Origin of the sequence: Alishewanella maricola, assembly GCF_016343785.1 — a bacterium.
GTDB lineage: Bacteria > Pseudomonadota > Gammaproteobacteria > Enterobacterales > Alteromonadaceae > Alishewanella > Alishewanella maricola.
Genome location: NZ_JAEINI020000007.1, coordinates 46,723 through 71,974, shown reverse-complemented (window position 1 = coordinate 71,974; position 25,252 = coordinate 46,723). Strand labels below are relative to the sequence as shown.

The following is a 25,252-nucleotide window of genomic DNA, read 5'->3' as shown; positions in this document are numbered from 1 at the left end:
TTCAGTTAAAATGGCAAAGCTAAATACGAAATTGTCCTTAATAACTTTAGGTTCAGGCTTTTTATCGGTATTTTTAAACATTGCTAAGCTGAAAAGACAGCCAGTAATGCTAAGATGGCAACACCATAGTGGCAAAGACAGGTCAATGCCTTTGCGGGCGTAAATACCTACCCTCTATACTCTTTATTTAACAGCAGATGTTTGCAAGGAGCGAAATGCTACTGTTACTGATTTTACTGCCCTTTGTCGGCGCACTTATCGCGGCCTTTATGCCTGCACATGCGCGAAACCGCGAAGCCTGGTTTACCGCACTGATTGCACTGAGTGGTTTGCTGCTGACCTTTTCTCAATATCCGGTTATTTCCGAAGGACTGAGCTTACGCCAAGAGATCCGTTGGTTCACGGCTATCGATTTAAACTTGGTGTTTCGGCTTGATGGTTTAGCCTGGCTGTTTACTGCCTTGATCCAAGGGATCTGTTTACTCGTGGTGGTTTACGCTCGCTACTATATGTCTCCTAAAGATCCGGTACCGCGGTTTTTCGCTTTTCTGTTGGCCTTTATGGGCGCGATGCAAGGTATCGTGTTATCTGGTAACTTAATACAGCTAGTGATGTTTTGGGAGTTAACCAGTCTTACCTCCTTTTTATTAATTGGTTATTGGCATCATCGACCCGACGCACGCCGTGGTGCTCGAATGGCTTTTACCGTTACCGCCTTTGGTGGCTTGTGTTTATTTATTGGCGTGTTATTACTTGGCCATGTCGCAGGCAGCTACGACTTGGATCAAGTGCGCCAAGCCAGTACAACCATTCAAGCTCATCCTTGGTACTTAGCGATTGTGCTGTTAGTGGCAATAGGAGCCTTAAGTAAAAGCGCACAATTTCCATTTCACTTTTGGTTACCGCATGCCATGGCCGCCCCCACGCCAGTTTCGGCCTTTTTACATTCGGCTACCATGGTTAAAGCAGGCATCTTTTTATTGATGTTACTGTGGCCGGTGCTCGCGGGCACACCAGAATGGACATGGATCATCGGCACTGCTGGGGTCTGTACCATGTTGGTCGGTGCTTTTTTGGCGATTTTTCAACATGATTTAAAAGGCCTACTGGCCTACTCTACTATTAGTCATCTTGGCCTGATTGTGTGCTTATTAGGCATCGGTACGCCTTTAGCCATGGTGGCGGCTATCTTTCACACCTTAAATCATGCCATCTTTAAAGCCTCGTTATTTATGGCCGTGGGTATCATTGACCATGAAAGCGGCAGTCGTGATATGCGCGCGCTCAGTGGCTTACGCCAGGTGTTACCATACACTGCCACGTTAGCCATCGTGGCCAGCGCAGCGATGGCGGGTGTGCCGTTGTTAAATGGCTTTTTATCCAAAGAAATGTTCTTTGCCGAGGCGTTGTTAGTCGGCTCAAGCTCAAATTGGTGGATGTCGGCCGCGGCGGTGTTAATGGGGATCTTTGGCGTGGCTTATTCGCTACGCTTTATTCAGGTGTTTTTTGGCCCAGTTCAAACGGTTAAAGCCAACCCGCATGAACCGCCACGCTGGATGCGCTTTCCGGTCGAGTTTTTAGTGCTGTGCTGTTTTGTGGTGGGGGTCTTACCTGAATTGAGTATCGGGCCGGTGTTACACGGCGCCGCACAATCAGTCTTGGGTCAAGCCCTACCCGCATACTCGTTAGCCATTTGGCATGGCGTTAACTTGCCGCTAGTCATGAGTGTATTGGCCTTTGTTGGCGGTATCAGTTTTTATTTTTGGCTCAGCCGTTATTGCCAATTGCATCAACGTGATCGGGTGCCATTATTGCATCGCTTAAATGGTAAAGCCGCTTACGAAACCACCATGTTGATCCTCGCTGCCAGCGCCGCACGCTTGGAGCGGCAGCTTAGTACCCGCCGCTTACAACCGCAACTAATATGGATGATTTTAGCGGGGTTAGCGGCATCGATATGGCTGTTATCGGCTTGGCCAACACTCAGTGTCAGTTGGCCAAACGACACGCTCAGTTTGGCTTTTGCATTGTTATGGTTAGTGGGCTGTAGCTGTGCCATTGCGGCGGCCTGGCAGGCAAAATTTCACCGTTTAGCCGCCCTTATTTTAGTGGGGGGTACCGGTATCGCCACCAGTGTCACGTTTTTGTGGTTATCGGCACCCGATTTAGCCTTAACACAACTGATGGTGGAAACCGTCACCACGGTATTATTACTGCTTGGTTTACGCTGGCTACCGGCGCGTATTGCGGCGAAAAAACTGAATTTACAGGCATCGGCACGCGATCGGTTACGCCGCATTCGCGATTTAATCATTGCCATCAGTGCTGGTTCAGCTTTAGCTGTTATCAGTTATATTATTTTGCGCCAGCCAGATAACGCCACCTTAAGTCGTTTTTACTTAGAAAAAGCCATACCTGAAGGCGGCGGCAGCAACGTTGTCAATTTACTATTAGTGGATTATCGAAGTTTAGATACGCTGGGCGAGATTGCGGTATTAAGCATCGTGGCTTTAACCGTCTATGCCCTACTGCGACGTTTTCGCCCTGCCATTGAGAGCATTAAGATCCCACCGCAACAACGCAATCCTCTGGACCCGGCTTATTCACAACTGCCCAGTCAACAAGCAATCAGCGGTTACTTACAGATCCCAGGCGTCTATTTACGCTTGCTGTTACCTATTATTTTGCTGGTGGTCGCCTACTTCTTTTTACGAGGCCACAACCTGCCCGGCGGCGGTTTTATTGCTGGGCTGATTTTCTCAGTAGGGTTAATTATTCAATATATGCTGTCTGGCACGGCCTGGGTTGAGGCCCGCTTCAAACTACAACCGCACCGCTGGCTCAGTTTTGGCTTAGTGCTAGCGGCACTCACCGGGGCTATGGCTTGGTATTTTGACCATCCGTTTTTAACCACGCATACCTTGCACCTCGATTTACCCCTGCTGGGCAAGCTGCATTTACCCAGTGCGTTATTTTTTGACCTGGGCATTTTTGCGGTAGTAGTTGGCACCACCATGCTGATCTTAATCGCTATCGCCCACCAAACTGTGCGCAGTCATCGTATCCCGGCTATCAAAACAGAGACAGACACTGCAGAGGAGCGCCGTTAATGGAACTGATTTTAGCAACTAGCATCGGCATTTTGTTCGCTTCAGGTATTTGGTTAATCTTACGTCCACGCAGCTTTCAGGTGATTATTGGCCTGCTACTGTTGTCTTATGCAGTGAATTTATTTCTGTTTATTACCGGCAAAATTCAGGTCAATCGTCCCGCTTTTGCCAGCGACGCCGTCAGTTTTATCGAAGGGCTCTATGCCGATCCGTTGCCGCAAGCCTTGGTACTCACCGCCATTGTGATTGGCTTTGCCACCTCGGCGTTATATCTGGTGGTGTTATTAGGCTCTCGTGGTTTAACCGGTACCGATCACGTCGATGGTAAAGAGCAGGAGCATGACGAATGAGTTTGCTTTTAGCCGAGATCATCGTATTACCGATCGTGTTGCCGTTATTCACCGGTGCCTTGCTGCTGCTCATAAACGAACGCCATCACAAGCTTAAGTTTTTTATTAATCAAACCAGTACCCTACTGCTATTTTTACTGGCCATTCTGCTGTTGGTTATCACCGATAGCGCCCCCGCCGAAGAAGGCTTACTGGTAGTATTGTCCGCTAACTGGGCTGCGCCCTTCGGTATTGTGCTAGTCGGTGATCGTTTGGCTACGCTATTTTTATTAGTCGGGGCATTACTGGCCAATGCCGCGTTAATATTTTCTTATAGTCGCTGGGCGCGTTTAGGTGTGCATTTTCATACTTTGTTCCAGTTTTTATTAATGGGTATTAATGGCGCCTTACTCACCGGCGATCTGTTTAACTTATTCGTGTTTTTTGAAGTGATGCTCGCCGCATCTTATGGGCTGTTATTACACGGCTACAACATCACCCGGATCCGCGCCGGTATGCAATATATCGTGGTGAATCTGCTGGCGGCGGTGTTTTTCTTACTGGGTATTGCTTTAGTCTATTCTGCAACTGGCACATTAAACTTTGCCGATTTAGCGGCGAAAATGCCCGCATTAGCGGACGAACCACGGCAATTACTGCACGCGGGTGCTGCTATGCTGGCGGTGGCTTTTTTAACAAAAAGTGCCATTTGGCCTCTTGGGTTTTGGTTGCCGACGACCTACTCGGCCGCATCCCCGCCAGTGGCCGCCATGTTGGTCTTTTTAACCAAAATGGGGATTTATGTTCTGCTGCGGCTGTATTACCTTTTATTTGGTGCCAATAGCGGTGCCTCGGCCGGTTTTGCTGCTGATTTCCTACTTTATGCCGGCTTAATGACCTTGGCTTTTGGCGCGCTGGGGTTACTCGCGTCACAGGAGTCCAGTCGCATAGCCAGTTACAGTGCGGTGATATCTTCAGGCTTGTTGCTAACCTTATTAGGCTTAGCCGAGCCGAGTATGCTCAGTGCCATGCTGTTTTATTTGATCAGTTCTACCTTAGCGGTAACCGCTTTTGTGTTGTTAACTGAATTGATAGAACGGATTTACACGCCGGCCGATAGCGTGTTTGCATTGAGTATGGAGTTTTTTGCACCAGAGGAAGAAAAGCAAGAGTCAGCAGGCGTGGCGATCCCTGCGGCAATGGCCTTTTTAGGTATGAGTTTTGTAGCCTGCGCGCTTATTATTGCAGGCTTACCACCGCTATCGGGCTTTATCGCCAAGTTTAATATCTTGCATCATCTGTTGCAGCTACCCTTTAGCTTAAGCCATTGGCTGTTGCTTATTTTGCTCATGCTGGCAGGGTTAACCGCTATTATTGCCTTTATGCGCTTTGGCGTGCGCAGCTTTTGGACAGCACAAGCCACCACCAGCCCGCGCTTGAAATTAAATGAAGCAGGCCCCGTGCTACTGCTGTTAGCGCTTTGTATCAGCTTAGCTTTTTTTGCTGAGCCACTACATAACTTACTGGAGCGTATTACTGCTGACTTACAACATCCACAACGTTATATCGAGCAGGTCTTAAGCACTTTACCAACACGAAAGGAGGCACCATGAATAAACTGCTGCCTAGTCCATTGTTGTCGGTTAGCTTAATCCTGGTATGGCTACTACTTAACCAATCATTGGCCCTTTCTCAACTGCTTTTAGGCGGCCTGCTCGCATGGGTTATTCCTATGTATTGTGCGCCGTTAGCCATTAAAGGTTCGCGAATTCGCAAGCCTTGGGTACTATTTCGTTTACTGGCATGGTCGGCTACTGAAATTGTCCGTTCTTGTATTAATGTCAGCCGCATCATTTTATTTCGGCGCCAACATCAACTGAATTCGCAATTTATTCGTGTGCCATTGCATTTAAGGGATGTCACCGGGCTTGCCGTTTTATCGTGTATTATTAATTCAACCCCTGGCACGGTTTGGGTAGAGATTTTGCCAGATACACATGAGTTATCTTTACATGTATTTGATTTACATGATGAAGCCTGGTGGATAGACACCATTAAACAGCGCTATGAACAACCTTTGATCGAGATTTTTGAAGGGGCAAGCCAATGAGCCTGTTACTGACAATGGCATTATATTTTAGCCAATTTTGTTTACTGCTTGCCATGCTCTGCTGTGGAATTCGTTTGATCCGTGGCCCCGCCGCTCAGGATCGGGTGTTAGCCCTAGACACTTTATGGATGGTGGCCATGCTATTTATTCTAGTGCTCGGTATCAGTTTTGGCAGCGTGTTGTATTTCGAAATCGCATTGTTAATTGCCTTAATTGGCTTTGTTTCAACCTTGGCCTTAGCGAAGTTTTTATTACGTGGAGAGGTGATCGAATGATTGAATTAGCCGAGTCGATCCCAGCGTGGATCGCAATACCGGTGGCCTTGCTGTTAATTGCCGGTAGCCTGATCACCTTAATTGGTACCTTAGGCTTAGTACGTCTACCCCATTTTTATCAGCGTATCCATGGCCCGGCGATCAGTATTACTTTTGGTACCACCTGTTTTGTGCTGGCGTCGATGCTGTATTTTAGCGGTTTAGGGCTGCGACCTGTGCTGCACGAACTGTTAATCAGTGCTTTTGTACTGCTCACGGCCCCGGTCAGTGCCATGTTGTTAATGCGCGCGGCAGTTTATCGAGATTTACGCAACACCCACAAACAAGCACAGCACGACAGCGCAAAGTCGAGCCAACCCCCATCAGCTTAGCAGGCCTTGGTGTTGGTAAGGTATTAAATACCTTCGCCTAAAAACACTTTACTATACCGAGGTCTGATCCAAGCTGGCGCTCCGGTCACTAAATTCAGCGTATTAAATTGTGCTTTGGGCAGTTCAATATGCACCAGCTGTGCCAGCTCCGTCGCTTGTACTTCTAAGCGCACTGTCGGCCCTACCACCGTAATTAAATCAATGGTTACCGGTATCGCATCGGTTTGCGGTTGATTAAAGACGTCAATTTCATGCGGCCTGACATACGCTAAACCGGCCTGCTCAGCAGCACTGCTATGCTCTGGCGCGGGCATCGCGGCTTTACCGATATGGGTTTGACCTTGATTAACCCTGGCATGGAACAAATTGACATTACCCAAAAACTCATACACAAACGGATTGGCCGGATGATCATACACTTGCTCAGGCGTACCGTGCTGCTCAATTTGGCCTTGATTCATCACAACGATACGATCCGCAACCTCTAGTGCTTCTTCCTGATCGTGCGTAACAAACACGCTGGTTACATGGATCTCATCGTGTAAACGGCGCAGCCAACGGCGTAACTCCGCGCGCACCTTGGCATCGAGCGCACCAAAAGGTTCGTCTAATAATAACATTTTGGGTTCTACCGCGAGCGCTCGCGCTAACGCAATGCGTTGGCGTTGCCCACCGGATAATTGTGCTGGATAGCGGTCGGCAGTCCAGCCTAGTTGCACTAATTCGAGCAGGTTATGCACTTTTTTTGCAATGTCGGCTTTGCTTGGCCGCAGTTTTTTCGGTTTCACCGTTAAACCATAAGCCACGTTTTCAAACACCGTCATATGTTTGAATAAGGCGTAATGCTGAAACACAAACCCGACACCCCGCTCAGAGACATGCTGCTGACTAATATCTTGCTGATTAAAGCGAATAAGGCCGCTATCGGCCTGCTCTAAGCCCGCAATAATACGCAATAAGGTGGTTTTACCCGAGCCAGACGGGCCCAGTAGCGCCGTGAGCTCCCCGGTATTCAGTTGCAGATTAATCTGGTTTAACGCCTGAAATTGCCCAAAACGTTTACTGATCTGTTCAATATGGATACTCATTGCAGCCTCTTCGCGGCCAGCTCTGCAGCTGGAAAACCCCTAGCAGGCGCAGTAGGTTAAGCTACGCCTAAAAGTGTATCTTACGGCGAAAACTCAATAACAATAAAGTTCGATTTTCTTCTTCGCTATTCCAAGTTGGAATAAGAGCACTCAGTTCTTGCCATCACTCTGCGCAACCATCAAGCGATGCGCCCTATGGCGCGCGCTGAAGCGTCACCGTTGCAGGTCTTGTTTGTTGCCATAGCGCCGGATAAGCTTGCAGATAACGAATAAACGCCTCGGCCGGTACTTTACAATCCGCGTTAGTTTGCTGACAAGGTAAGCCAGCCGCTTGTGCGTATTCCGGTACATAAGCCGTTTTACCACTGGCATCTTGCTCGGCGCGCACCCGTGTTACCGCAAACGCTTTTGGCTGACCGTTCAGCAAAATAATATCTCGCCGGTCGCTGCCGTTTTGTTGTACTTGTTGCAGCTTATGCCAACCATCATTGCCATTGGCTAAATAATCCGTTGTAGCAAGACGATACTGCCGCTCGGGCAGCAGTGCTTGCCATTGCCCTTGTTGTAATACCGCAACATCTGTAAGCACTAAACGGCCATCCGCTTGCTCTATTGCGGTATATCGTAAATGACTGCTATACGGAAACTTCCCCGCATGCGCACCGGCAGGTAAGGTAGCGCTGATGGTTTGCTGCAATAATGCCAGCACATCGGCTCCGCTCACGGTTAAAACGCTGAGCGCAGAAGCAAAGGGTAATACTTCTAAACGAATATGCCCTTCGAACACGGCACCGGCGGTTAAATCACTGCGAATATTGCCCGCCCCCAGCAAAGTAAAATCAACCGGTTGCTCTAATTCCGCGCGCGCACGGCTATTTAACCAATATTGAATGCCATCGGTAATATGCGCCGCTAAAAGCGAACCATGTTGGTCACTGCCACCCGTACCCGGTAAACGCACATGGGAAAGGGTTTGCTCCAGTGCACTGATTTGCTTCCCATAGGCTTGTTGCACGGCAGGTAAATAAACCTCATCCAGCACTTGGCGTAAGTTAGCATCTTCTTCAGTAATGGCCGTGCGCGCTAACGCGGCAATAAAACCTAATTGCTTGGCCAGTGGCTCGCCCTGTAGCTGGCTATCGGCTTGGCGCAAAGCCGAGTGATATAACTGTTTACTGGCCAGTAAGGTGTTTTGCCCATCGCAACGATTGATTTGGCCTTGGCGATCAAAGCTCACCGTTAAAGCACCGACGGCTTGCGCAAACTGTCCGGCTTGCACTACGCAGGTGATGGCCTTGCCATCAGCATTGCGAATTTGCTCGGCATACGGCGCTTGCTGGCCTAGCGACCACTGCCGAAAATCGCCCAGTAAGGTATGCGAATGCCCGCCAACAATCACATCAATACCATTCACTTTAGCGGCCAAGGTGCGATCACGCTGATGCCCTAAATGGGTTAACGCTACGATATGTTTGACACCCTGTTGTTGTAAATAATCTACCGTTTGTTGGGCAGACGCGACTTCATCGGCAAACACTAAGGCGCCGGTATCAGGCACCATGGCGCGCATATCCTCAAGTGCGAGGCCAAATACCGCCAGCACCGGTTCATCAAGGTTAATCGGTAAAGAGGTCGATTGCCATTGCTGATCCACTAAACGAAATAATTGAAACGGCTTTAAATTCTCGACCTTGGCTAAACGCGGCTCGGCGCGGCTATCGACATTAGCGGCTAATACCGGGAAATTAACTTGGCTGGCAAATTGCGCTAATTTCTCAAGGCCGATATCAAATTCATGATTTCCCAACGCCATCGCATCCAGCTGCATGCGATTAAGAATGTCGATATTAATTTCATGCTCAAACAATTCAAAATATGCACTGCCTTTAAAGGCATCACCACCATGTAAAAACAAACTACTCAACCCCTCATTGGCAGCTTGCTGGCGTAACGTGCGCGCATGGCTGAGTACCCGAGGATGACCACCAATAAAGGTATAAAGCGGCTGCTCTGCCGCCCCAAATAACTTAGCGGGTGAGGCATCAAATTGTGAGTGGGTATCATTAATATGAATAATTTGCAGCTGCAAGCCCGTTGTTGCCGTTGCTGTTGTCAGCCGTTCAGTTTGAAGAGTACAACTGCCTAACAGCAGCGTTAAAGCCAGTAGTATGCCCGTTTGCTTTTGCATCAGTGGTTTCCGTATTTTTACACCTGAGTTAGCCGCTTACCTTGCCGATGGCCACTGCGGTTAGTCTGCGCTTATTGCGTCAATAACTTTGCCAATTCAACTGCTTGCGATTTGATATGCCCCATATCACCTTGCTCAGCACCGTGGCGTTTTAATTCGCTTAAATGCGTTGGGATCAGATGAAAATGCAAATGCGGCACCGTTTGTCCCGCCGCAGTACCATTGAGTTGCATTAAGACGATGCCTTCCACTTTTAGCAGACTTTTTTGCGCAGCCATCACTTTTTGCACCGTCGCTAGCAGAGGAGCGGCATAATCTAAAGGAAGTTCAGCCAATGTTTCTGCCGGGTATTTGGGGATCACTAAAGCATGACCATCCGCCTGCGGCATAATATCCATAAAGGCTAAGCTGTGTTCATCCTCATAAATTTTAAAACAGGGTAATTCACCACGTAAAATTTTGGCGAAAACGTTGTTATCTTGATAGCTCATAAGGTGCTCCAGGCTGGGGTTGTTAACATTTACCGATTATGCCAGCATGAACGGCAACAAGGTAGCAGTGCACTGCGCTTTGTTATGCACTAGCCTGAAAAATAGCCGGTACAGTGACGACATGTTGTTGCTAATACCCAGTGAACAAGGCTCATAACGGTGGGAGTTAACTAGAAACCGCTAGCATAGGAGGCCAGTGAGGGCGACGGCATAACACGATACCGTCACTGCTCATAAAACAAAGCTCGCTAAGCGCTAGTTAAGCCTAAATGACGGGCATGAAAGCGCAAATGCTGCTCGATAAAACTGGCGATAAAGTAGTAGCTGTGATCATAGCCTGCTTGCAAACGGATTTCAGCGGCAACGCCTGCTTGCTCTGCGGCTTTAACCAGGCTGTCAGTTTGCAACTGTGCCGGATAAAAGTTATCACTGAGTCCCTGATCAACTAAAATCGGCAGCTGACTGCCCTGCTTCGCCAGCAAATAAGCAGCGTCGTATTGCTGCCATTTTGTTTCATCGTCCCCGAGATAACCGCGCAGCGCTTTTTGGCCCCAAGTACAATTCATCGGATGACAAATGGGTGAAAAAGCAGAAATACTGCGATACTCGGCATTGTTACGCAGGCCGATGACCAGAGCACCGTGCCCCCCCATCGAGTGACCACTGATGGCTTTAGCCGCGCTCAGTGGCAATTCTGCCTGCAGCAGTGCCGGTAATTCCTGCAAAATATAATCATACATCTGATAATGCGCAGCAAAAGGCGCTTCAGTGGCATTAACATAAAAGCCGGCCCCTAAGCCAAAGTCATAAGCCCCATCTGGATCATCAGCAACATCGGCGCCACGAGGGCTGGTATCGGGCATGATTAGCGCCAGTCCAAGCTCTGCAGCCACACGCTGCGCCCCGGCTTTGCTGGAAAAATTCTCATCGGTACAGGTTAAACCTGATAACCAATACAGTGCAGGTACCTTGTGTAGCTCTGCTTGCGGCGGTAAAAATACTGAAAATTGCATTTCGCAGTGCAGCACCGCAGATTGATGTTTAAATCGCAGTTGTTTGCCACCAAAACAGCGTTGTTCGCTTACAGCGATAAGTGCAGAAGAAGTTGTCATACGCGGCCTCTTAATATCGAAAAACGCAAGATGCCTATCGGCCTAACACGCCAAAGCAAAAGCGCTAAGGCGTGTTAGTGATAAGCTTTAGAAGTGGATTACGGTGCGGATCGACTTGCCTTCATGCATTAAATCAAAGGCTTTGTTGATGTCCTCTAACGGCATGGTATGCGTAATAAAAGTATCAAGTTCAAACTCACCGTTTAAATAACGCTCAACATAATCCGGTAATTCGCTGCGACCTTTTACGCCACCAAAGGCCGTACCGCGCCATACACGACCAGTAACCAACTGGAATGGCCGGGTTGAGATCTCTTGTCCGGCACCCGCCACACCAATAATCACCGATTCGCCCCAGCCTTTATGACAACATTCTAAAGCGGAGCGCATCACGTTGACGTTACCAATACATTCAAACGAGAAATCCACGCCACCATCGGTCATCTCAACAATCACCTCTTGGATCGGTTTGTCGAAATGCTTCGGGTTTATCACATCAGTCGCGCCCAATTGTTTGGCGATCGCAAATTTATCTTCGTTAATATCAATGGCAATAATGCGGCTGGCTTTAGCCATAACTGCACCAATGATCGCCGATAAGCCGATGCCACCTAAACCAAACACTGCGACGGTATCGCCTTCTTTTACTTTGGCGGTATTCATTACCGCACCCATGCCGGTAGTGACGCCACAGCCGAGTAAGCAGACTTTTTCCAGCGGGGCTTCTTTATTAATTTTAGCCAGTGAAATTTCTGGTAATACCGTGTACTCAGAAAAGGTGGAAGTGCCCATATAGTGATAAATTGGCTTACCGTCTTTTGAAAACCGAGTGGTACCATCTGGCATCAAGCCTTTGCCTTGAGTAACACGAATGGCTTGGCACAGGTTAGTTTTGCCCGATAAACAGAATTTACATTTACCACACTCTGGGGTGTACAGTGGGATCACATGATCGCCTACCGCCACTGAAGTGACGCCTTCACCGACGGCTTCAACAATACCACCCCCCTCGTGCCCTAAAATAGCCGGAAAAATGCCTTCAGGATCTTCACCAGACAAAGTAAAGGCATCGGTATGGCACACACCGGTAGCCACGATACGTACTAACACTTCACCTTTTTGTGGCGGCATTAAGTCGACTTCTTCAATGGTTAACGGTTGACCTGGGCCCCAAGCGACGGCCGCACGAGTTTTAATCATGTTCATCTGTTGATCCTTATAAAAGTTACACAGGAAGATTTTACTATGGGGTTAAGTGTAACCTGATTTTGATTTTTTCCATATCAGGTTGAATAGCATTAAAATGCAAATCAGTTTTTCATTTTTGCAATAATGTAGCACTTTGTACTATGATCAAGGCGATTAACGCAAAAAGTGACAAGCGATCTGGCGAGTAACAATAACAATGGCATTTTAATGAAACAATGGATCGGCATTAGTGAGTTTGTGGCCGTGGCTGAGCAACAGAGTTTTACTAAGGCCGCTAAACAGTTAGGCATTTCGGTCGCACAAGTCAGTCGTAACATTGCTGAATTAGAGGCGAGTCTTGCCATTAAACTGCTGTATCGCAGTACCCGCAGTGTCAGCCTGACTGAAGAGGGCTTATTGTATTTACAGCATTGTCGGCATTTGGTGGCCAGTTTAGATGAAGCAAACCGCACACTGGCCAACCTAAAAGCAACGCCTCGCGGCCAAATTAAACTGACCGCACCCGTTTTTTATGGTGAAACCCGAATTGCCCCACTGCTACATGATTTTATGCTGCGCTACCCCGACACTGAATTAGATTTGCAGCTTAGCAACAACAAACTGGATTTGGTGCAAGGCGGCTATGATTTGGCTATTCGACTTGGCACATTAGAAAGTTCGAGTTTGATTGCCCGCAAACTGGCCAGCCGCACACAATATGTGGTGGCAGCGCCAGCCTATTTAGCTCAGCATGGCACACCCACTAGCCTAACAGCCTTAGCGCAGCATCAATGCCTCACCGGCACCGTAGCGAATTGGCGCTTTATGCAGCAAGGAAAAATCGTTCAGTTTAAGCCACAAGGCCGTATTGTTTGCAATAGTGGCGTGGCACTGCGCGATGCCGCCCTCAAAGGGCTGGGTTTAGTGCAATTACCTGACTACTATGTCAGTGACAATTTGCAGCAAGGCGAGTTGGTGGCGGTTCTTAGTGAACTGCGGCAACCGGATGAGGGTATTTGGGCTATCTATCCACAAAATCGGCATTTATCCGCCAAAGTGCGGGTCCTCGTGGACTATTTAGCATCAAAGCTGAGTTGAAACGCGCGCCTGTCGCCCTCATCGTTCTGTTATACACATTGTTTCACTGGCTTTTAACATCACAAGGATCTAGCTGCATGACGCCGTTAAAAATCGATTTAGTTTCTGATATTGCCTGCCCATGGTGCGCTATCGGCTATGCCCGCTTAGAGCAGGCATTAACACTGGCACCGGAATTAGCCGTCACCTTAGAGTGGCACGCCTTTGAATTAAATCCGGATAAGAACGCGCCACAGGAAGCGATATTACCGGCACTTAGCCGTAAATACGGTAAAAGTGAAGAAGAAATGCGCCAAGCGCAAGCCAATATGATGCAGATCGCCAGCGGCCTCGGCATCAATTTTAGCCAGTTACAGCAGCGCAAAACCTGTAATACCTTTGATGCGCATCGCTTGGTCAAATGGGCCGACACACAACAAAAAGCCACCGCCATGAAGCTGGCACTGTTTGATGCCTATTTTGGTGAAGCAGCCAATGTGGCTGATAGATCAGTGCTGGCAGAATGCGCGAAAAATGCCGGTTTAGATCAAAGGCAAGCAGAACAGATCTTAGCCAGTAATGACTTCGCCGATATCGTATCTGCTGATATCGCTAAGTACCAACAAGCCGGTATTTCCTCAGTTCCGGCCTTTATCATTAATAACAAATACCTGATTTCTGGCGCACAAGAGCCACAGCAATTAGCCGCTTCACTGCGTCAAATTGCCAGCGAAAGCATAAAATAATCACTTTGCGCTCATTACCGCCAGACTATTTAGTCACTGTAGTATTGAGCCTATGCGCTGCGCTTGGTCATTTGCTGAAGAAAAAACCGCTATGCTATACGTTTTATTACATTTACCTTTTGTGTAAACAGCTTAAAACTGATTAAATTAGCGGTAATATTGTTATAAAGAGCTATTTATGCTGTTACCTCGCGTTAAGTCACCGTTATTCTTAGCTATCTTACTAACTCTGCTTTTAGCGCTCTGGTTAATTTTTGCAGATCATCGCCAAGCCGCCCAGCAAGCGCCAGAAGCCGCAGCGCCTGCCCCCGCTGCTGCTTTTACCGTGCAAACAAAGTTGTCGAATGCCTCAGCCTACCCTGCAACGCAGCAGTTACAGGGGCAAATAATGGCTTGGCACAGTATTGACATAAAAGCCCAAGTTGCCGGACAGCTACTGCAATTAAACGTCGAGCAAGGCGATAAGGTCAAACAAGGGACAACGCTGCTGCAATTAAGTGATGAAGGACGCACAGCCCGCTTACAGCAAGCCAAAGCATTGTATCATTTACGACAAAGTGAACTGCAAAGCGCTCAACAATTAACCCGCCAACAATTTGTGAGTAAAACCGAATTAGCACGCTTACAAAGTGACTTAGCCAGTGCAGAAGCCAATTTAGCCGAGGCGGAATTAAATGTTGCCCACACGCAGCCTACGGCTCCCTTTGATGGTGTGCTGGCACGTCGTTACAGCGATCCGGGTAGCCGAGTGCAAATTGGCGATACACTGTTTCAATTAGTGGATATCAGTCAATTACGCGTAACAGCGCAAGTGCCACAACAACGCGTAGCAGAGTTATCGCTGGGTCAAACCGTGGCAGTCCATTTAATGAACGGCCAACAGCTTAACGGCAGCCTCAGTTTTATTAGCCCCGTCGCTGATGCACAAAGCCGCAGTTATTATATTGAAGCTACCGTGGCGAATCCTCAGTTACAGCCTCTCGCTGGTGCCAGTGCGACCTTAGTGATTGCCTTGTCGGCGGTCGAAGCTCATCAGATCTCACCGGCGTTATTACGGCTTGACCCACAAGGACGGCTTGGTCTTTACACGGTAGAAAACGATGTAGTGCAGTTTTACCCCATCAGTTTATTAAGCACCGACAACAATAGCGCTTGGGTCACAGGTCTGCCAGCGCAAGCGGAATTGATCACACAAGGCGCAGGCTTTGTTGCGGTCGGCCAAGCCGTGACAGTGCAGCGCGGAGTCAGCGAATGAGAGCGTTAATCGCCGCGGCGATTGACCGCAGTCGAGCCAGCATTATGTTGCTGCTGTTTATTTTTGCTGCAGGCCTAACCGCCTATATCGTCATCCCAAAAGAAGCCAACCCCGATGTTGCCATTCCAATGATGTATGTGTCGATGTCGCTCGATGGCATCAGTCCAGAAGACGGTGAGCGATTACTGGTGCGGCCGATGGAGCACGAATTACGCTCGTTAGAGGGCATTAAAAAAATGACCTCCACCGCCAGCGAAGGGCATGCCTCGGTAATGCTAGAGTTTGACGCAGGTTTTGATCCAGATAAAGCCTTGGCGGATGTTCGAGTTAAAGTAGATGCCGCTCGCGCGAAACTGCCAGCAGAAGCCAAAGAGCCCACGGTCAACGAAATCAATGTGGCGTTATTTCCGGTGCTGTCAGTTGGCTTATCGGGGCCCATCGCCGAAGAAGTTTTGGTGCGCATTGCCCGTGCATTAAAAGAACAAATTGAAGCCATTCCGGAAGTATTAGAAGTCGACATTGGCGGTGATCGAGAAGATTTACTGGAGATTGTCGTCGATCCACAAGTATTACAAAGCTATGGCCTAGATTATCAACAGCTATTCTCGTTAGTCAGCAACAATAACCGCTTAGTCGCCGCCGGCAGTTTAGATACCGGTGCGGGGCGTATGGCATTAAAAGTGCCTGGGATCATTGAAGATCTTACCGATGTACTGGCGATGCCCATCAAAGTCAGTGGCGATACGGTCATCACCTTTGGCGATGTTGCGACCGTCAATCGTAGCTTTAAAGATCCACAAGGCTTTGCCCGGATCAATGGCCAACCCGCCGTCGTACTCGAAGTAAAAAAACGCAGTGGTGCCAATATTATCTCCAGTATCGAGCAAACCAAGGCGTTATTAACCGAGGCCAGCAAACAATTTCCAGAAGGGCTGCAAATAGACTACATCATGGATCAATCTGTGCAGGTTGAAACCATGCTGTCGGATTTGCTTAACAACGTGCTGACCGCCGTGGTGTTAGTGTTAATTTTGATTATCGCTACCATGGGGCTGCGCAGTGCCTTATTGGTGGGCATCACTATCCCAGGCGCTTTTTTTGCGGGCATCATGCTGATCTGGGCACTAGGTTTTACCATGAATATTATCGTGTTGTTCGCGCTAATCTTAGTGGCAGGTATGTTAGTTGATGGCGCGATTGTCGTATCTGAATTAGCTGACCGTTTCAGTAAAGAAGGGCAAGATCGCAAGACTGCTTGGCTTAATGCCGCCGATAGAATGGCATGGCCTATCATCGCCTCTACCTGCACCACCCTTGCGGTGTTTGTGCCTTTATTATTTTGGCCAGGCATGGTCGGGCAATTTATGAAATACCTACCGGCGACCGTGATTGTCTGTTTACTTGCATCCATGGTGATGGCGCTCATTTTCTTACCGGTGATGGGTAGCCTTGGCCGTTATCGACCACCGGCACCCGATATTGCTGAACCGGCAAACCGTTTTAGCGCGGGCTATCGTCGTGCGTTAAGCGTAGTATTACATTGGCCCGGTCGCAGCTTGGCTTTTACGCTATCGGCGATTATTTTGGTGTATTTTGCTTATGCCAAATTTAACTATGGTACTGAATTTTTTCCGGCCGTAGAGCCAGAATCGGCGCAAGTCTGGGTACGGGCTCGCGGTGACATGTCCATTTTTGAAAAAGATGCTTTGCTGCAAAAAGTGGAGCAGCGTTTATTGCATTTACCTGAAGTGAAAGCCTTATATGCGCGCTCAATGGCCAGTGCGGGTGGCGAGCTAACGGCAGATGTGGTAGGCACCTTACAGTTTCAATTTATTGATTGGGATCAACGACGCCCTGCGGCGGCCATATTACACGATATGCGGCAACTGACCGCCGATATCCCCGGCATTATGCTGGAGTTTCGCCAACAGCAAGAAGGCCCTGCTGCGGGTAAACCGGTGGAGTTATTAATTACATCACAAGATCCATCGCAAATTGATGCGGCAACCGCGTTGGTCATTGCTAACATGCAGCAACTCGGTGGTTTTGTCGATATTGAAGATGATCGTAATTTACCGGGTATCGAATGGCGAGTAGAAGTGAACCGCGCCGAGGCCGCCCGTTTTGGCGCAGATGTATTAACCGTCGGCAATGCCATTCAATTGGTCAGCAATGGTTTATTACTGGCTCGGTTTCGTCCGGAATACGCCAGTGATGAAGTCGATATTCGGGTACGCTTTCCTCATAACGAACGCTCGCTCAGCCAGTTATCACGATTAACCGTAGCAACCACCTCAGGTCAGGTGCCACTGAGTAACTTTGTCAATGTGGTGCCCTCCCCCAAAACCAGTGTGATTAAACGCGTTGACAGTAACCGTGCCATCACCATCAAAAGCGATTTAGCAGAAGGTTATCAGTTAACAGAACGTTTAAATACTCTGCGCTCTGCCGACATTACGCTTCCCGACGGGGTGATGATTCAAACCGCAGGTGAAGATGCCGATCAACAAGAAACCATGAGTTTTTTACTCGGCGCTTTTGTGATTGCTATCTTTATCATGCTGATGATTTTGCTGGCGCAATTTAATAGTTGGTATCAAAGTTTACTGATTTTATCCGCTATTGTTCTATCTACCGCAGGCGTTTTGCTGGGTTTGCTGATCAATGGCCAAAGTTTTGGCATTGTGATGGTGGGCATGGGAATTATTGGTTTGGCCGGTATCGTGGTAAACAACAATATTGTGTTAATTGATACCTACAATCAATTTCGCGCGGAAGGCCATACTGCGGTCAGTGCGGCGTTAGAAACAGGCTGTTTACGCCTAAGGCCGGTGTTATTGACGTCAATTACTACGGTGCTGGGCTTAATGCCGATGGTGCTATCGGTGAATGTAAATTTACTGGAACCCAGTTTAGGTTTTGGTGCACCCTCTACCATGTGGTGGACTCAGCTATCGAGTGCCATCGCCGGAGGTTTAACCTTTGCCACGATATTAACGCTGTTTTTGACCCCTGCACTGCTGGTGTTGGGCGATAAATTTCGCCGCAACCCAGCAATAGCAACCACTGCAAAAGAATAGACTTAACGCTTAAGGTTGTTTCGCCGACTGTGTCGCTTTGTCAAACAAGCTGGCACTGTCGGTTAAAAACACTTCTGGATTTTTGGGCGTACTAATGAGCATAGGTTGTGACAATAATTCCGCTTGATACTGCGGCATTATTTGCGGCCCAGCCGCTTGCATGTAGGGCACTAACCAATAAGTACTCGCTAAGGCAATGGTTAACACTAGCTGCAAACTTTTACGTTGCATACCCGCCAGTTTAAAGCCATTCCAAAACAACACTACAAGCAGTACTGCAGGCAGGGTTAACTGCAACACCTCGACCAACATCGCCTGACTAAAGTTAAAACTTAACCAGCGGCTCAATTCTGACCAAAGCAACCAACTTGCGGTAATGAGCAGGATCAGCGTCACCTGCGGTCGAAAGTTTGACTCTTGCGAGCGCAGCCGCGCCCATAACGCTAACAGTGCAGGCCACAGCAGCAAAGCCAATAAAATAAACGGAATACTTAATAACTGTCGATGCCAATTCTCAGCCGCCTCACCGATGGCACCCAGCCACATTTCATAAGAAAAGTACGCAGAAACCAACAACAATAATAAGATCAGCAAGGGTACTGACGATAATAATCGTAAACTTTGCCAACCTTTAGCGAGTATGCGCGTTGGCGCGACACTGGCTGCAGCAAAAAACACCCGTAAACGTTGTTTACCTAAGATAAATTCTTGGCCAGAATGCGGGATCGTGGTTTTCTGAATACGCTGCCCTGAGCTACTTAAAGTACCATTTGCCGAATCCAGATCGCGTAACTGCCAATGCCCCTGCTCATCGCAACTAAGTATGGCATGCTCAGCGCAACTGTGCGGATCCAGTAAGATAACATCGTTATCATAACTGCGACCAATCCGGATATCGTTTTGAGTAAATTTATGGATCCCAACACTTTTTCCCTGATTATTTAACAGCTCAATAATTATTGCCATTTCACTGTCTCCATAAACTTACGGGTAAACGCATCGGCATTTTGTTGACTAACGCCCGCTAACGAAAAGTGACTCACAAAACCTTGTTGCTCAGCAGGCACGGTTCCAGCTAAAAACAACACATCAAATAGCTCGGGGTAATCTTTGTAGGCACGCACACAATAGATGGTGCGGGCCGCAACTTGCTTGTCGCCGACAATGTCACTTAAGCAGCTATATTCGCCAACATCACGCACCGAAGCGCGATTGTCTGGGCGCATTTGTTTTAGCTTGTTCGCGTAATGATGTACGAATTTTGTCATGGCTAACGCCGAACCATCAAACCACTCAAATTGCATTTGAATTTTGCCGGTGGTGAATTGATGACTAATAAACACCTCTTCCGACAAACCACAAAACGCGGCAGAAGCGCGAATTTCTTGCTCTACGCGGGGGGGATTAGTGCGAGCCCAACAAGTGATATAAGGCGCGATACTCTCTGGCACTAAACCCCGGCCTAAAGCTTTCATTTGCCAGTTCGCGTTTAATAAGGGTTCGAGCATTTGCTGTTGGTTAGCCAATAACTGTTGGCCAATTTGTGTTTTTAAAAGCTCAACCGCAGGGACCTCGGCAGGCTTTGTATTCACCAGAGCTTTAACCTGCGCCATCGGCACCACAAAGCCTAATTGATTACCGCCCGTTGACACATTCACCCCAACCACTTGGCCAAGCTCGTTAACACTAGGGCCACCACTCATACCCGGATTAATCGAGCCTGTGACATGTAAACGCGGATAAAAGCTTTGTTGTTTCATGCCGTTATAGGTACCCGGTACCACTACCATGCCTAAATCATGCGGATTACCTAAACTGAACACCGCCGCGCCCTGCTCCGGTAAGGCATCGGCTAACGCAAAAAAATGCCCTACTCTGGCCGGCGCTTTTAACAAGGCTAAATCGTTTACCACATCTAGGGCTAAAATCTCTAATGGCTGTAATCCATCATCCCCAAACTTTGCCATTAATTGATAGCTATCTGGGGTGGCAACGCGGCTTGCAACCACATGATAATTGGTGATCACCAACTCGGGCGCAATATAAAAACCGCTGCCAATTGAGGTTTTGTGCTGAGTTTGTTTTTCAACAACCTGCACCTGCAGTAAGGCATCTTGATATTGGCTAAAGACCTGTTGCGCATTGTCCGCTTGTACCTGAAGGGCTGCCAAGCCGAAACAACACACCATGCTAATGAAAAAACGCCTATAAAACATCCTGATAACTCCCGACATAACAAGATTTGACCTTAGCACTACCTGTTTTTTTTACAAGCTTAATCTGTCGGTCATCACGCTAAACACGGCAATTCTCTTTAGAGATTCGTGATCCGATAACCAATGACCGGAAGTACATCCTCGCCTGGGCATTTCGATGGCGCAGCAAAAAAGGCGTCATTGCAGTGCCCACTGTTATCTTCTAAACAAAATTCAAAACGCACGGCGCTTTTCACCGGTGCATTGAGCAACCCTGCCGGTAAATGTTGCCATTGCCACTTAGCGATGGCTTTGCGAGCTTCACGGGCAAATCGATGTGAGGACGCATGCAACACCTGCACATCCGTTAATTGATTAGTGGGCGTCACCACATAAGAAAGGCTGGCACAACCCTCGGTACCCTCTATGGCTTCTTCGACCGGATAACGCGGTTCAATCGGCTTGACCACCTGCCACGACGGCTGATTCAGCAAACCTGGCGTTAGCGGTAAATCAGAATAGCTTGAAGGCGCTGGGGTTTGGCAAGCACCGAGCATAAGTGCCGCGAGTATGATGCTGAGCTTGATACCTAACTGGGGGTTACTAACAATAACCATTCTAGTTCCTTTAGATTAAATTCAAATAAACACTGACAACACGCTGTGATGACGCCTGATGGATAAAACATAAACAGCCTGCAATTTAACGCAACACCGCAAAAAAATAAAGTTTACATTTCAGTTTCAATTCACCAAAAACAAAACCCCAGCAAGCTGGGGTTTTAAACCGACTTAAAATGCACGGTTTAGCGCATAGCCACCAGCATACTGCTTGGCTGCTCTAAATACTGTTTCCACAAATTAGTAAAGCGTGCAATGGTACCGCCATCAATAATGCGGTGATCGCCTGACCAGCTCACTTGCATAATTTGCCGAGCGACCACTTGGCCTTTGGCATCAAAGCGCGGTAAAGACTGTACCTTACCTAGGGCGACAATCGCCACTTCCGGTTTATTGATGATGGGTGTCGCTACTGTGCCACCAATGGCGCCAATATTACTGATGGTAATCGTGCCGCCTTTTAAATCAGCTGGACTTACTCGGCCTTCGCGAGCAGCATCCGTTAATTTAGTTAAGGCATTAGCAATTTCCACAATAGACTTTTGCTCACAACCTTTAATATTTGGCACTAACAAACCGACTTTAGAGTCAACCGCAATGCCAATATTGTGCGCACTAAAATAAGTTAACTCAGTGCAGTCGGCATTCGGCTGACTGTTCATTACCGGAAACTCATTGATCGCCAGCGATAAGGCTTTCATAAAGAACGGCATCATGGTCAGTTTCACGCCTTGCTTGGCATAGTGATCTTTTAACTGGCTGCGCAGGGCAATCAATTCTGTTAAATCAATTTCTTCGCAATAAGTAAAATGCGGAATAGTCGATACCGACTCGGTCATTTGCCGAGCCATGGCTGCTTTAATTCCCCGAATAGCTTCAACGCGATGAGTCGCTGATGCTGCTGGCGCTGCAGAGGCTGTCGTGTTGCTCACGCTGCTGGCGGTTGCTTGCGTCGTGGGCTTCGCCTCACCGGCAGTAAAGGCACGGACATCGTCTTTAAACACTCGGCCTTTATCACCAGAGCCTGGTACCATATGAATATCCACACCCAGTTCACGTGCTAAACGCCGCACCGCAGGGCTAGCTAAGGCTTTACCTTGTGGCGCCTGACGACTTACCGCGGCATGATTACTGGCTTTAGCCTGAGCAGTCACTGCGCTGCTGGTGGTGGCTGCTGGGGCTGCGGTAACCGCATTGCTGCTGTCAGATGGCGCATCCACTGCACGACTGATGGCAAATAACGGCGCATGCACCTTGGCAATCTCACCTTTGGCATAATACAGTTTACTGACTACACCCGAGTGTTTTGCCGGGATCTGCACTAAGGCTTTATCAGTCATCACATCACAAACCGGTTGATCTTCGCTGATGGTCTCACCTTCAGCAACTAACCATTCTACGATTTCACACTCGACAATACCCTCACCGATATCCGGTAAAATAAAGTCTTCAGTGATCGTGCCATTGGCTTGTGGCGCAGCAGCAGGCTGAGCTGGGGCCGCTACTTGGGTGGCCTTCGCGGGTTCAGCATGGGCAGCGGTATTAGCATCGTCGGCAATCTCCATTGCAAATAATGGCGCATGTACCTTAGCAATCTCACCTTTGGCATAATACAGTTTACTGACCACACCGTTATAAACCGCGGGGATCTGCACTAAAGCTTTGTCGGTCATCACATCACAAACCGGTTGGTCTTCACTGATGGTATCGCCCTCAGCAACCAGCCATTCCACGATTTCACACTCAACAATACCTTCGCCAATATCTGGCAGAATAAAATCCTGTTTCATCCAAGGCTCCTTAGAAGTTAACCGAGCGTTTAATCGCTTCGAAGGTTTTCAGATGATCGGCGACATATTCTTTTTCTAGCGCCAGCGGATAAGGTGTATCCATACCGCACACCCGTTCGATGGGGCTTTCGAGGTGCAAGAAACAGCTGCCTTGAATGGTCGCGGCAATTTCACCGGCGAAACCACCGGTTAATGGCGCTTCATGGTTAATCACTAAACGGCCAGTTTTTTTCACGGATGCGGCAACGGTATCCGCGTCCCATGGCAGAATGCTGCGCAGGTCAATCACTTCACAGGAGATACCTTCGGCAGCGGCCATCTCAACGGCTTTTTGAATAATTTCCATTTGCGCGCCCCAGCCCAGTACCGTGACATCCTTACCTTGTTGTAGGATCTCAGCTTTACCGATAGGTAACTCATAATACTCTTCTGGTACTTCGCCAATGGAGGCACGATACAGTTTCTTCGGTTCAAAAAAGATCACCGGATCCGGGCAAGCAATCGAGGCTAAGAGTAAGCCTTTCGCTTGATAAGGGTCGCGAGGTACCACGATTTTTAAACCCGGGGTGTGCGCAAAATAGGCCTCTGGGCTTTGGCTGTGGTAATGTCCACCTGCAATGCCGCCACCATAAGGCGTACGGAACACCAAGCCACCGACATTAAATTCATTACCCGAGCGGTAGCGAAACTTGGCGGTTTCATTGACGATTTGGTCAAAGGCGGGAAAGATATAATCCGCAAATTGAATTTCAGCAACCGGCTTCATGCCCTGTGCCGCCATACCATTGGCAAAACCAGCGATACCTTGCTCAGTCAGTGGCGTGTTGAAACAACGGGCTTTACCATACTTTTCTTGCAATTTACTGGTTGCACGAAATACACCACCAAAGTGGCCAACATCTTCACCAAAACAGACCACGCCATCATCTTTAGCCATTGCCAAATCTAGGGCATTGTTAATGGCCTGCAACATGTTCATTTTTGCCATTAGTCTAATCTCCCCGCCGTGATCGGATACGCATCTGGATATTTCCGGATATGCTGTTTTAATTCGTCTAATTGTTGCTGTAATGCAGGAATAGGCTCGGCATAAACATCAGAAATTAAGTGTTCGATACCTGGTTTCGCCACTTTTTCAGCCACTTTAAGGGCATCTAAGATATCAATACGTAACTGCTCAGTTTGCGCTTTGTCGGCCGCTTCATCCAGCCAACCTTGCTGTAATAACCAGGCTTTGTAACGGGCGATAGGATCGTTCTTGCGCCATAATGCTTCTTCTTCCTTAGAACGATAGCCACTTGGATCATCAGAAGAGGAATGGGCACCTAAACGGTATGCCATCGACTCAATTAATACCGGCTCGTTATGCTTTAACGCATATTCACGGGCCATTTGCGTGGCCTTAAACACCGCCAGAATGTCGGCCCCGTCAACACGAATCGACTTCATGCCATAACCTACCGCGCGACAGGCAATACCGTCACCGACAAACTGTTCATTCGCTGGCGTAGAAATGGCATAGCCATTGTTGCGACAGAAAAAAATCACCGGTGCTTTGTGCACCGCTGCCATATTTAAACCGGCATGGAAGTCGCCTTCAGAAGCCGCGCCTTCACCAAAATAACAAATTGTCACGGCGTCCAATCCACGCAATTTTTGCGCATAAGCATAACCACTGGCCTGTGGGATCTGGGTGCCTAAGGGTGACGAAATCGTCATATAGTTGATGGCATTGCTTCCATAATGCACCGGCATCTGCCGGCCTTTACCCAAGTCTTTCTCGTTGGAGAACAACTGGTTCATAAATTGCTCTAGCGTAAAGCCGCGATAGCGCAAAGCACCTTGTTCGCGGTATTGCGCCATAATCATGTCAAGATCCGTTAACGCTGCCGCACTGCCGACAGTGGTTGCCTCTTCGCCTAAGCATTGCATGTAAAAACTGATACGACCTTGGCGCTGTGCAGCCAACATCCTTTCATCTAACACTCGGATAAACACCATAGTGTCATACATTTTTAACGCGGTTGCCTTGTCTAACGTGGGTGCCTCTGCTTCTGCATAAAGGCTACCATCGTCTTTCAGGATCCTTAAGGTAGGGATTTTTAACGCGTCACTGGCAGTAAACTCTGCGCGATGCACCGTGGTAATGGTGGCGTTATTTGGATTGGTCATAAGGACTCTCTTGGTTGTAATGACTCGTTTTTCCGCTAGACTTTACCTTTACGTA

The 25,252-nt window shown here is 48.3% G+C and carries 21 protein-coding genes; 10 read left to right on the top strand and 11 right to left on the bottom strand.

What is annotated here, in order from left to right:
* Positions 1-215 precede the first annotated feature (215 nt).
* Genes JAO78_RS11560 through mnhG form a run of 6 tightly spaced genes read left to right on the top strand, consistent with a single transcriptional unit; the run spans position 216 to position 6,195 of the window.
* Complete coding sequence (locus tag JAO78_RS11560) at positions 216-3,110, top strand: monovalent cation/H+ antiporter subunit A (RefSeq protein ID WP_226751514.1); 2,895 nt, start codon at positions 216-218, stop codon at positions 3,108-3,110.
* Positions 3,110-3,460 (top strand): Na+/H+ antiporter subunit C, encoded by a 351-nt coding sequence (locus JAO78_RS11555; RefSeq protein WP_226751513.1) that lies wholly within the window; start codon positions 3,110-3,112, stop codon positions 3,458-3,460. The genes JAO78_RS11560 and JAO78_RS11555 overlap by 1 nt, the downstream gene beginning before the upstream one ends.
* Positions 3,457-5,052 carry a monovalent cation/H+ antiporter subunit D gene (locus tag JAO78_RS11550; RefSeq protein ID WP_226751512.1) on the top strand — a complete coding sequence of 532 codons (1,596 nt, stop codon included), beginning with the start codon at positions 3,457-3,459 and terminating at the stop codon, positions 5,050-5,052. The genes JAO78_RS11555 and JAO78_RS11550 overlap by 4 nt, the downstream gene beginning before the upstream one ends.
* A complete protein-coding gene (locus tag JAO78_RS11545) occupies positions 5,049-5,549 on the top strand; it encodes a Na+/H+ antiporter subunit E (RefSeq protein ID WP_226751511.1) in 501 nt (166 codons plus the stop codon). Before JAO78_RS11550 ends, JAO78_RS11545 begins: the two co-directional genes overlap by 4 nt.
* On the top strand, positions 5,546-5,824 hold the full coding sequence (locus JAO78_RS11540; protein WP_226751510.1) for a K+/H+ antiporter subunit F: 279 nt from the start codon (positions 5,546-5,548) through the stop codon (positions 5,822-5,824). Before JAO78_RS11545 ends, JAO78_RS11540 begins: the two co-directional genes overlap by 4 nt.
* Complete coding sequence (gene mnhG, locus JAO78_RS11535) at positions 5,821-6,195, top strand: monovalent cation/H(+) antiporter subunit G (protein WP_226751509.1); 375 nt, start codon at positions 5,821-5,823, stop codon at positions 6,193-6,195. Before JAO78_RS11540 ends, mnhG begins: the two co-directional genes overlap by 4 nt.
* Positions 6,196-6,218: 23 nt before the next feature.
* On the opposite strand, the gene JAO78_RS11530 is transcribed toward mnhG, so the two are convergent.
* The 5 genes from JAO78_RS11530 to JAO78_RS11510 form a co-directional block, all read right to left on the bottom strand.
* On the bottom strand, positions 6,219-7,283 hold the full coding sequence (locus tag JAO78_RS11530; protein WP_226751508.1) for a sulfate/molybdate ABC transporter ATP-binding protein: 1,065 nt from the start codon (positions 7,281-7,283) through the stop codon (positions 6,219-6,221).
* 193 nt (positions 7,284-7,476) lie between these two features.
* Entirely contained in the window at positions 7,477-9,471 is a 1,995-nt protein-coding gene (locus JAO78_RS11525; RefSeq protein ID WP_226751507.1) for a bifunctional metallophosphatase/5'-nucleotidase, read from the bottom strand.
* A 71-nt stretch (positions 9,472-9,542) separates the two neighbouring features.
* Positions 9,543-9,962 (bottom strand): HIT family protein, encoded by a 420-nt coding sequence (locus JAO78_RS11520; RefSeq protein ID WP_226751506.1) that lies wholly within the window; start codon positions 9,960-9,962, stop codon positions 9,543-9,545.
* 248 nt (positions 9,963-10,210) lie between these two features.
* A complete protein-coding gene (gene fghA, locus JAO78_RS11515) occupies positions 10,211-11,074 on the bottom strand; it encodes an S-formylglutathione hydrolase (RefSeq protein ID WP_226751505.1) in 864 nt (287 codons plus the stop codon).
* Between the two features lie 87 nt (positions 11,075-11,161).
* A complete protein-coding gene (locus JAO78_RS11510; RefSeq protein WP_226751504.1) occupies positions 11,162-12,280 on the bottom strand; it encodes an S-(hydroxymethyl)glutathione dehydrogenase/class III alcohol dehydrogenase in 1,119 nt (372 codons plus the stop codon).
* A gap of 210 nt (positions 12,281-12,490) precedes the next feature.
* Between JAO78_RS11510 and JAO78_RS11505 the strand changes: the two genes are divergently transcribed.
* From JAO78_RS11505 to JAO78_RS11490, 4 genes are all read left to right on the top strand, one after another.
* Positions 12,491-13,360, top strand: a complete 870-nt coding sequence (locus JAO78_RS11505) for a LysR family transcriptional regulator (protein ID WP_226751503.1) — start codon at positions 12,491-12,493, stop codon at positions 13,358-13,360.
* Between the two features lie 77 nt (positions 13,361-13,437).
* Entirely contained in the window at positions 13,438-14,085 is a 648-nt protein-coding gene (locus tag JAO78_RS11500; RefSeq protein ID WP_226751502.1) for a DsbA family oxidoreductase, read from the top strand.
* Between the two features lie 178 nt (positions 14,086-14,263).
* Positions 14,264-15,340: an efflux RND transporter periplasmic adaptor subunit gene (locus JAO78_RS11495; RefSeq protein WP_226751501.1), complete on the top strand. Its 1,077-nt coding sequence runs from the start codon at positions 14,264-14,266 to the stop codon at positions 15,338-15,340.
* The gene (locus tag JAO78_RS11490) at positions 15,337-18,420 is read left to right on the top strand and encodes an efflux RND transporter permease subunit (protein WP_226751500.1); all 3,084 of its coding nucleotides are present in this window, start codon (positions 15,337-15,339) and stop codon (positions 18,418-18,420) included. Before JAO78_RS11495 ends, JAO78_RS11490 begins: the two co-directional genes overlap by 4 nt.
* Positions 18,421-18,429: 9 nt before the next feature.
* On the opposite strand, the gene JAO78_RS11485 is transcribed toward JAO78_RS11490, so the two are convergent.
* The 6 genes from JAO78_RS11485 to JAO78_RS11460 all read right to left on the bottom strand — a co-directional run bounded on the left by JAO78_RS11485 (position 18,430) and on the right by JAO78_RS11460 (position 25,197).
* The gene (locus JAO78_RS11485; protein ID WP_226751499.1) at positions 18,430-19,386 is read right to left on the bottom strand and encodes an FHA domain-containing protein; all 957 of its coding nucleotides are present in this window, start codon (positions 19,384-19,386) and stop codon (positions 18,430-18,432) included.
* Entirely contained in the window at positions 19,377-20,591 is a 1,215-nt protein-coding gene (locus tag JAO78_RS11480) for a S1C family serine protease (RefSeq protein ID WP_226751498.1), read from the bottom strand. The genes JAO78_RS11485 and JAO78_RS11480 overlap by 10 nt, the downstream gene beginning before the upstream one ends.
* Before the next feature lie 143 nt (positions 20,592-20,734).
* Complete coding sequence (locus JAO78_RS11475; RefSeq protein WP_226751497.1) at positions 20,735-21,232, bottom strand: energy transducer TonB; 498 nt, start codon at positions 21,230-21,232, stop codon at positions 20,735-20,737.
* A 188-nt stretch (positions 21,233-21,420) separates the two neighbouring features.
* The gene (locus JAO78_RS11470; RefSeq protein ID WP_226751496.1) at positions 21,421-23,025 is read right to left on the bottom strand and encodes a dihydrolipoyllysine-residue acetyltransferase; all 1,605 of its coding nucleotides are present in this window, start codon (positions 23,023-23,025) and stop codon (positions 21,421-21,423) included.
* 10 nt (positions 23,026-23,035) lie between these two features.
* Positions 23,036-24,013, bottom strand: coding sequence for an alpha-ketoacid dehydrogenase subunit beta (locus JAO78_RS11465; RefSeq protein ID WP_226751495.1), 978 nt, complete (start codon positions 24,011-24,013; stop codon positions 23,036-23,038).
* Positions 24,013-25,197 (bottom strand): thiamine pyrophosphate-dependent dehydrogenase E1 component subunit alpha, encoded by a 1,185-nt coding sequence (locus JAO78_RS11460; RefSeq protein ID WP_226751494.1) that lies wholly within the window; start codon positions 25,195-25,197, stop codon positions 24,013-24,015. The genes JAO78_RS11465 and JAO78_RS11460 overlap by 1 nt, the downstream gene beginning before the upstream one ends.
* Positions 25,198-25,252 lie beyond the last annotated feature (55 nt).

Bases quoted from the DNA above. Each gene is read 5' to 3' on its own strand.
- JAO78_RS11550 (WP_226751512.1), top strand. From the start codon at position 3,457: ATGAGTTTGCTTTTAGCCGAGATCATCGTATTACCGATCGTGTTGCCG.
- JAO78_RS11510 (WP_226751504.1), bottom strand. From the start codon at position 12,280: ATGAACATGATTAAAACTCGTGCGGCCGTCGCTTGGGGCCCAGGTCAA.
- JAO78_RS11540 (WP_226751510.1), top strand. From the start codon at position 5,546: ATGAGCCTGTTACTGACAATGGCATTATATTTTAGCCAATTTTGTTTA.
- mnhG (WP_226751509.1), top strand. From the start codon at position 5,821: ATGATTGAATTAGCCGAGTCGATCCCAGCGTGGATCGCAATACCGGTG.
- JAO78_RS11470 (WP_226751496.1), bottom strand. From the start codon at position 23,025: ATGAAACAGGATTTTATTCTGCCAGATATTGGCGAAGGTATTGTTGAG.
- JAO78_RS11490 (WP_226751500.1), top strand. From the start codon at position 15,337: ATGAGAGCGTTAATCGCCGCGGCGATTGACCGCAGTCGAGCCAGCATT.
- JAO78_RS11545 (WP_226751511.1), top strand. From the start codon at position 5,049: ATGAATAAACTGCTGCCTAGTCCATTGTTGTCGGTTAGCTTAATCCTG.
- JAO78_RS11460 (WP_226751494.1), bottom strand. From the start codon at position 25,197: ATGACCAATCCAAATAACGCCACCATTACCACGGTGCATCGCGCAGAG.
- JAO78_RS11505 (WP_226751503.1), top strand. From the start codon at position 12,491: ATGAAACAATGGATCGGCATTAGTGAGTTTGTGGCCGTGGCTGAGCAA.
- JAO78_RS11465 (WP_226751495.1), bottom strand. From the start codon at position 24,013: ATGGCAAAAATGAACATGTTGCAGGCCATTAACAATGCCCTAGATTTG.
- JAO78_RS11500 (WP_226751502.1), top strand. From the start codon at position 13,438: ATGACGCCGTTAAAAATCGATTTAGTTTCTGATATTGCCTGCCCATGG.
- JAO78_RS11530 (WP_226751508.1), bottom strand. From the start codon at position 7,283: ATGAGTATCCATATTGAACAGATCAGTAAACGTTTTGGGCAATTTCAG.
- JAO78_RS11525 (WP_226751507.1), bottom strand. From the start codon at position 9,471: ATGCAAAAGCAAACGGGCATACTACTGGCTTTAACGCTGCTGTTAGGC.
- JAO78_RS11475 (WP_226751497.1), bottom strand. From the start codon at position 21,232: ATGGTTATTGTTAGTAACCCCCAGTTAGGTATCAAGCTCAGCATCATA.
- JAO78_RS11495 (WP_226751501.1), top strand. From the start codon at position 14,264: ATGCTGTTACCTCGCGTTAAGTCACCGTTATTCTTAGCTATCTTACTA.
- JAO78_RS11560 (WP_226751514.1), top strand. From the start codon at position 216: ATGCTACTGTTACTGATTTTACTGCCCTTTGTCGGCGCACTTATCGCG.
- JAO78_RS11485 (WP_226751499.1), bottom strand. From the start codon at position 19,386: ATGGCAATAATTATTGAGCTGTTAAATAATCAGGGAAAAAGTGTTGGG.
- fghA (WP_226751505.1), bottom strand. From the start codon at position 11,074: ATGACAACTTCTTCTGCACTTATCGCTGTAAGCGAACAACGCTGTTTT.
- JAO78_RS11555 (WP_226751513.1), top strand. From the start codon at position 3,110: ATGGAACTGATTTTAGCAACTAGCATCGGCATTTTGTTCGCTTCAGGT.
- JAO78_RS11520 (WP_226751506.1), bottom strand. From the start codon at position 9,962: ATGAGCTATCAAGATAACAACGTTTTCGCCAAAATTTTACGTGGTGAA.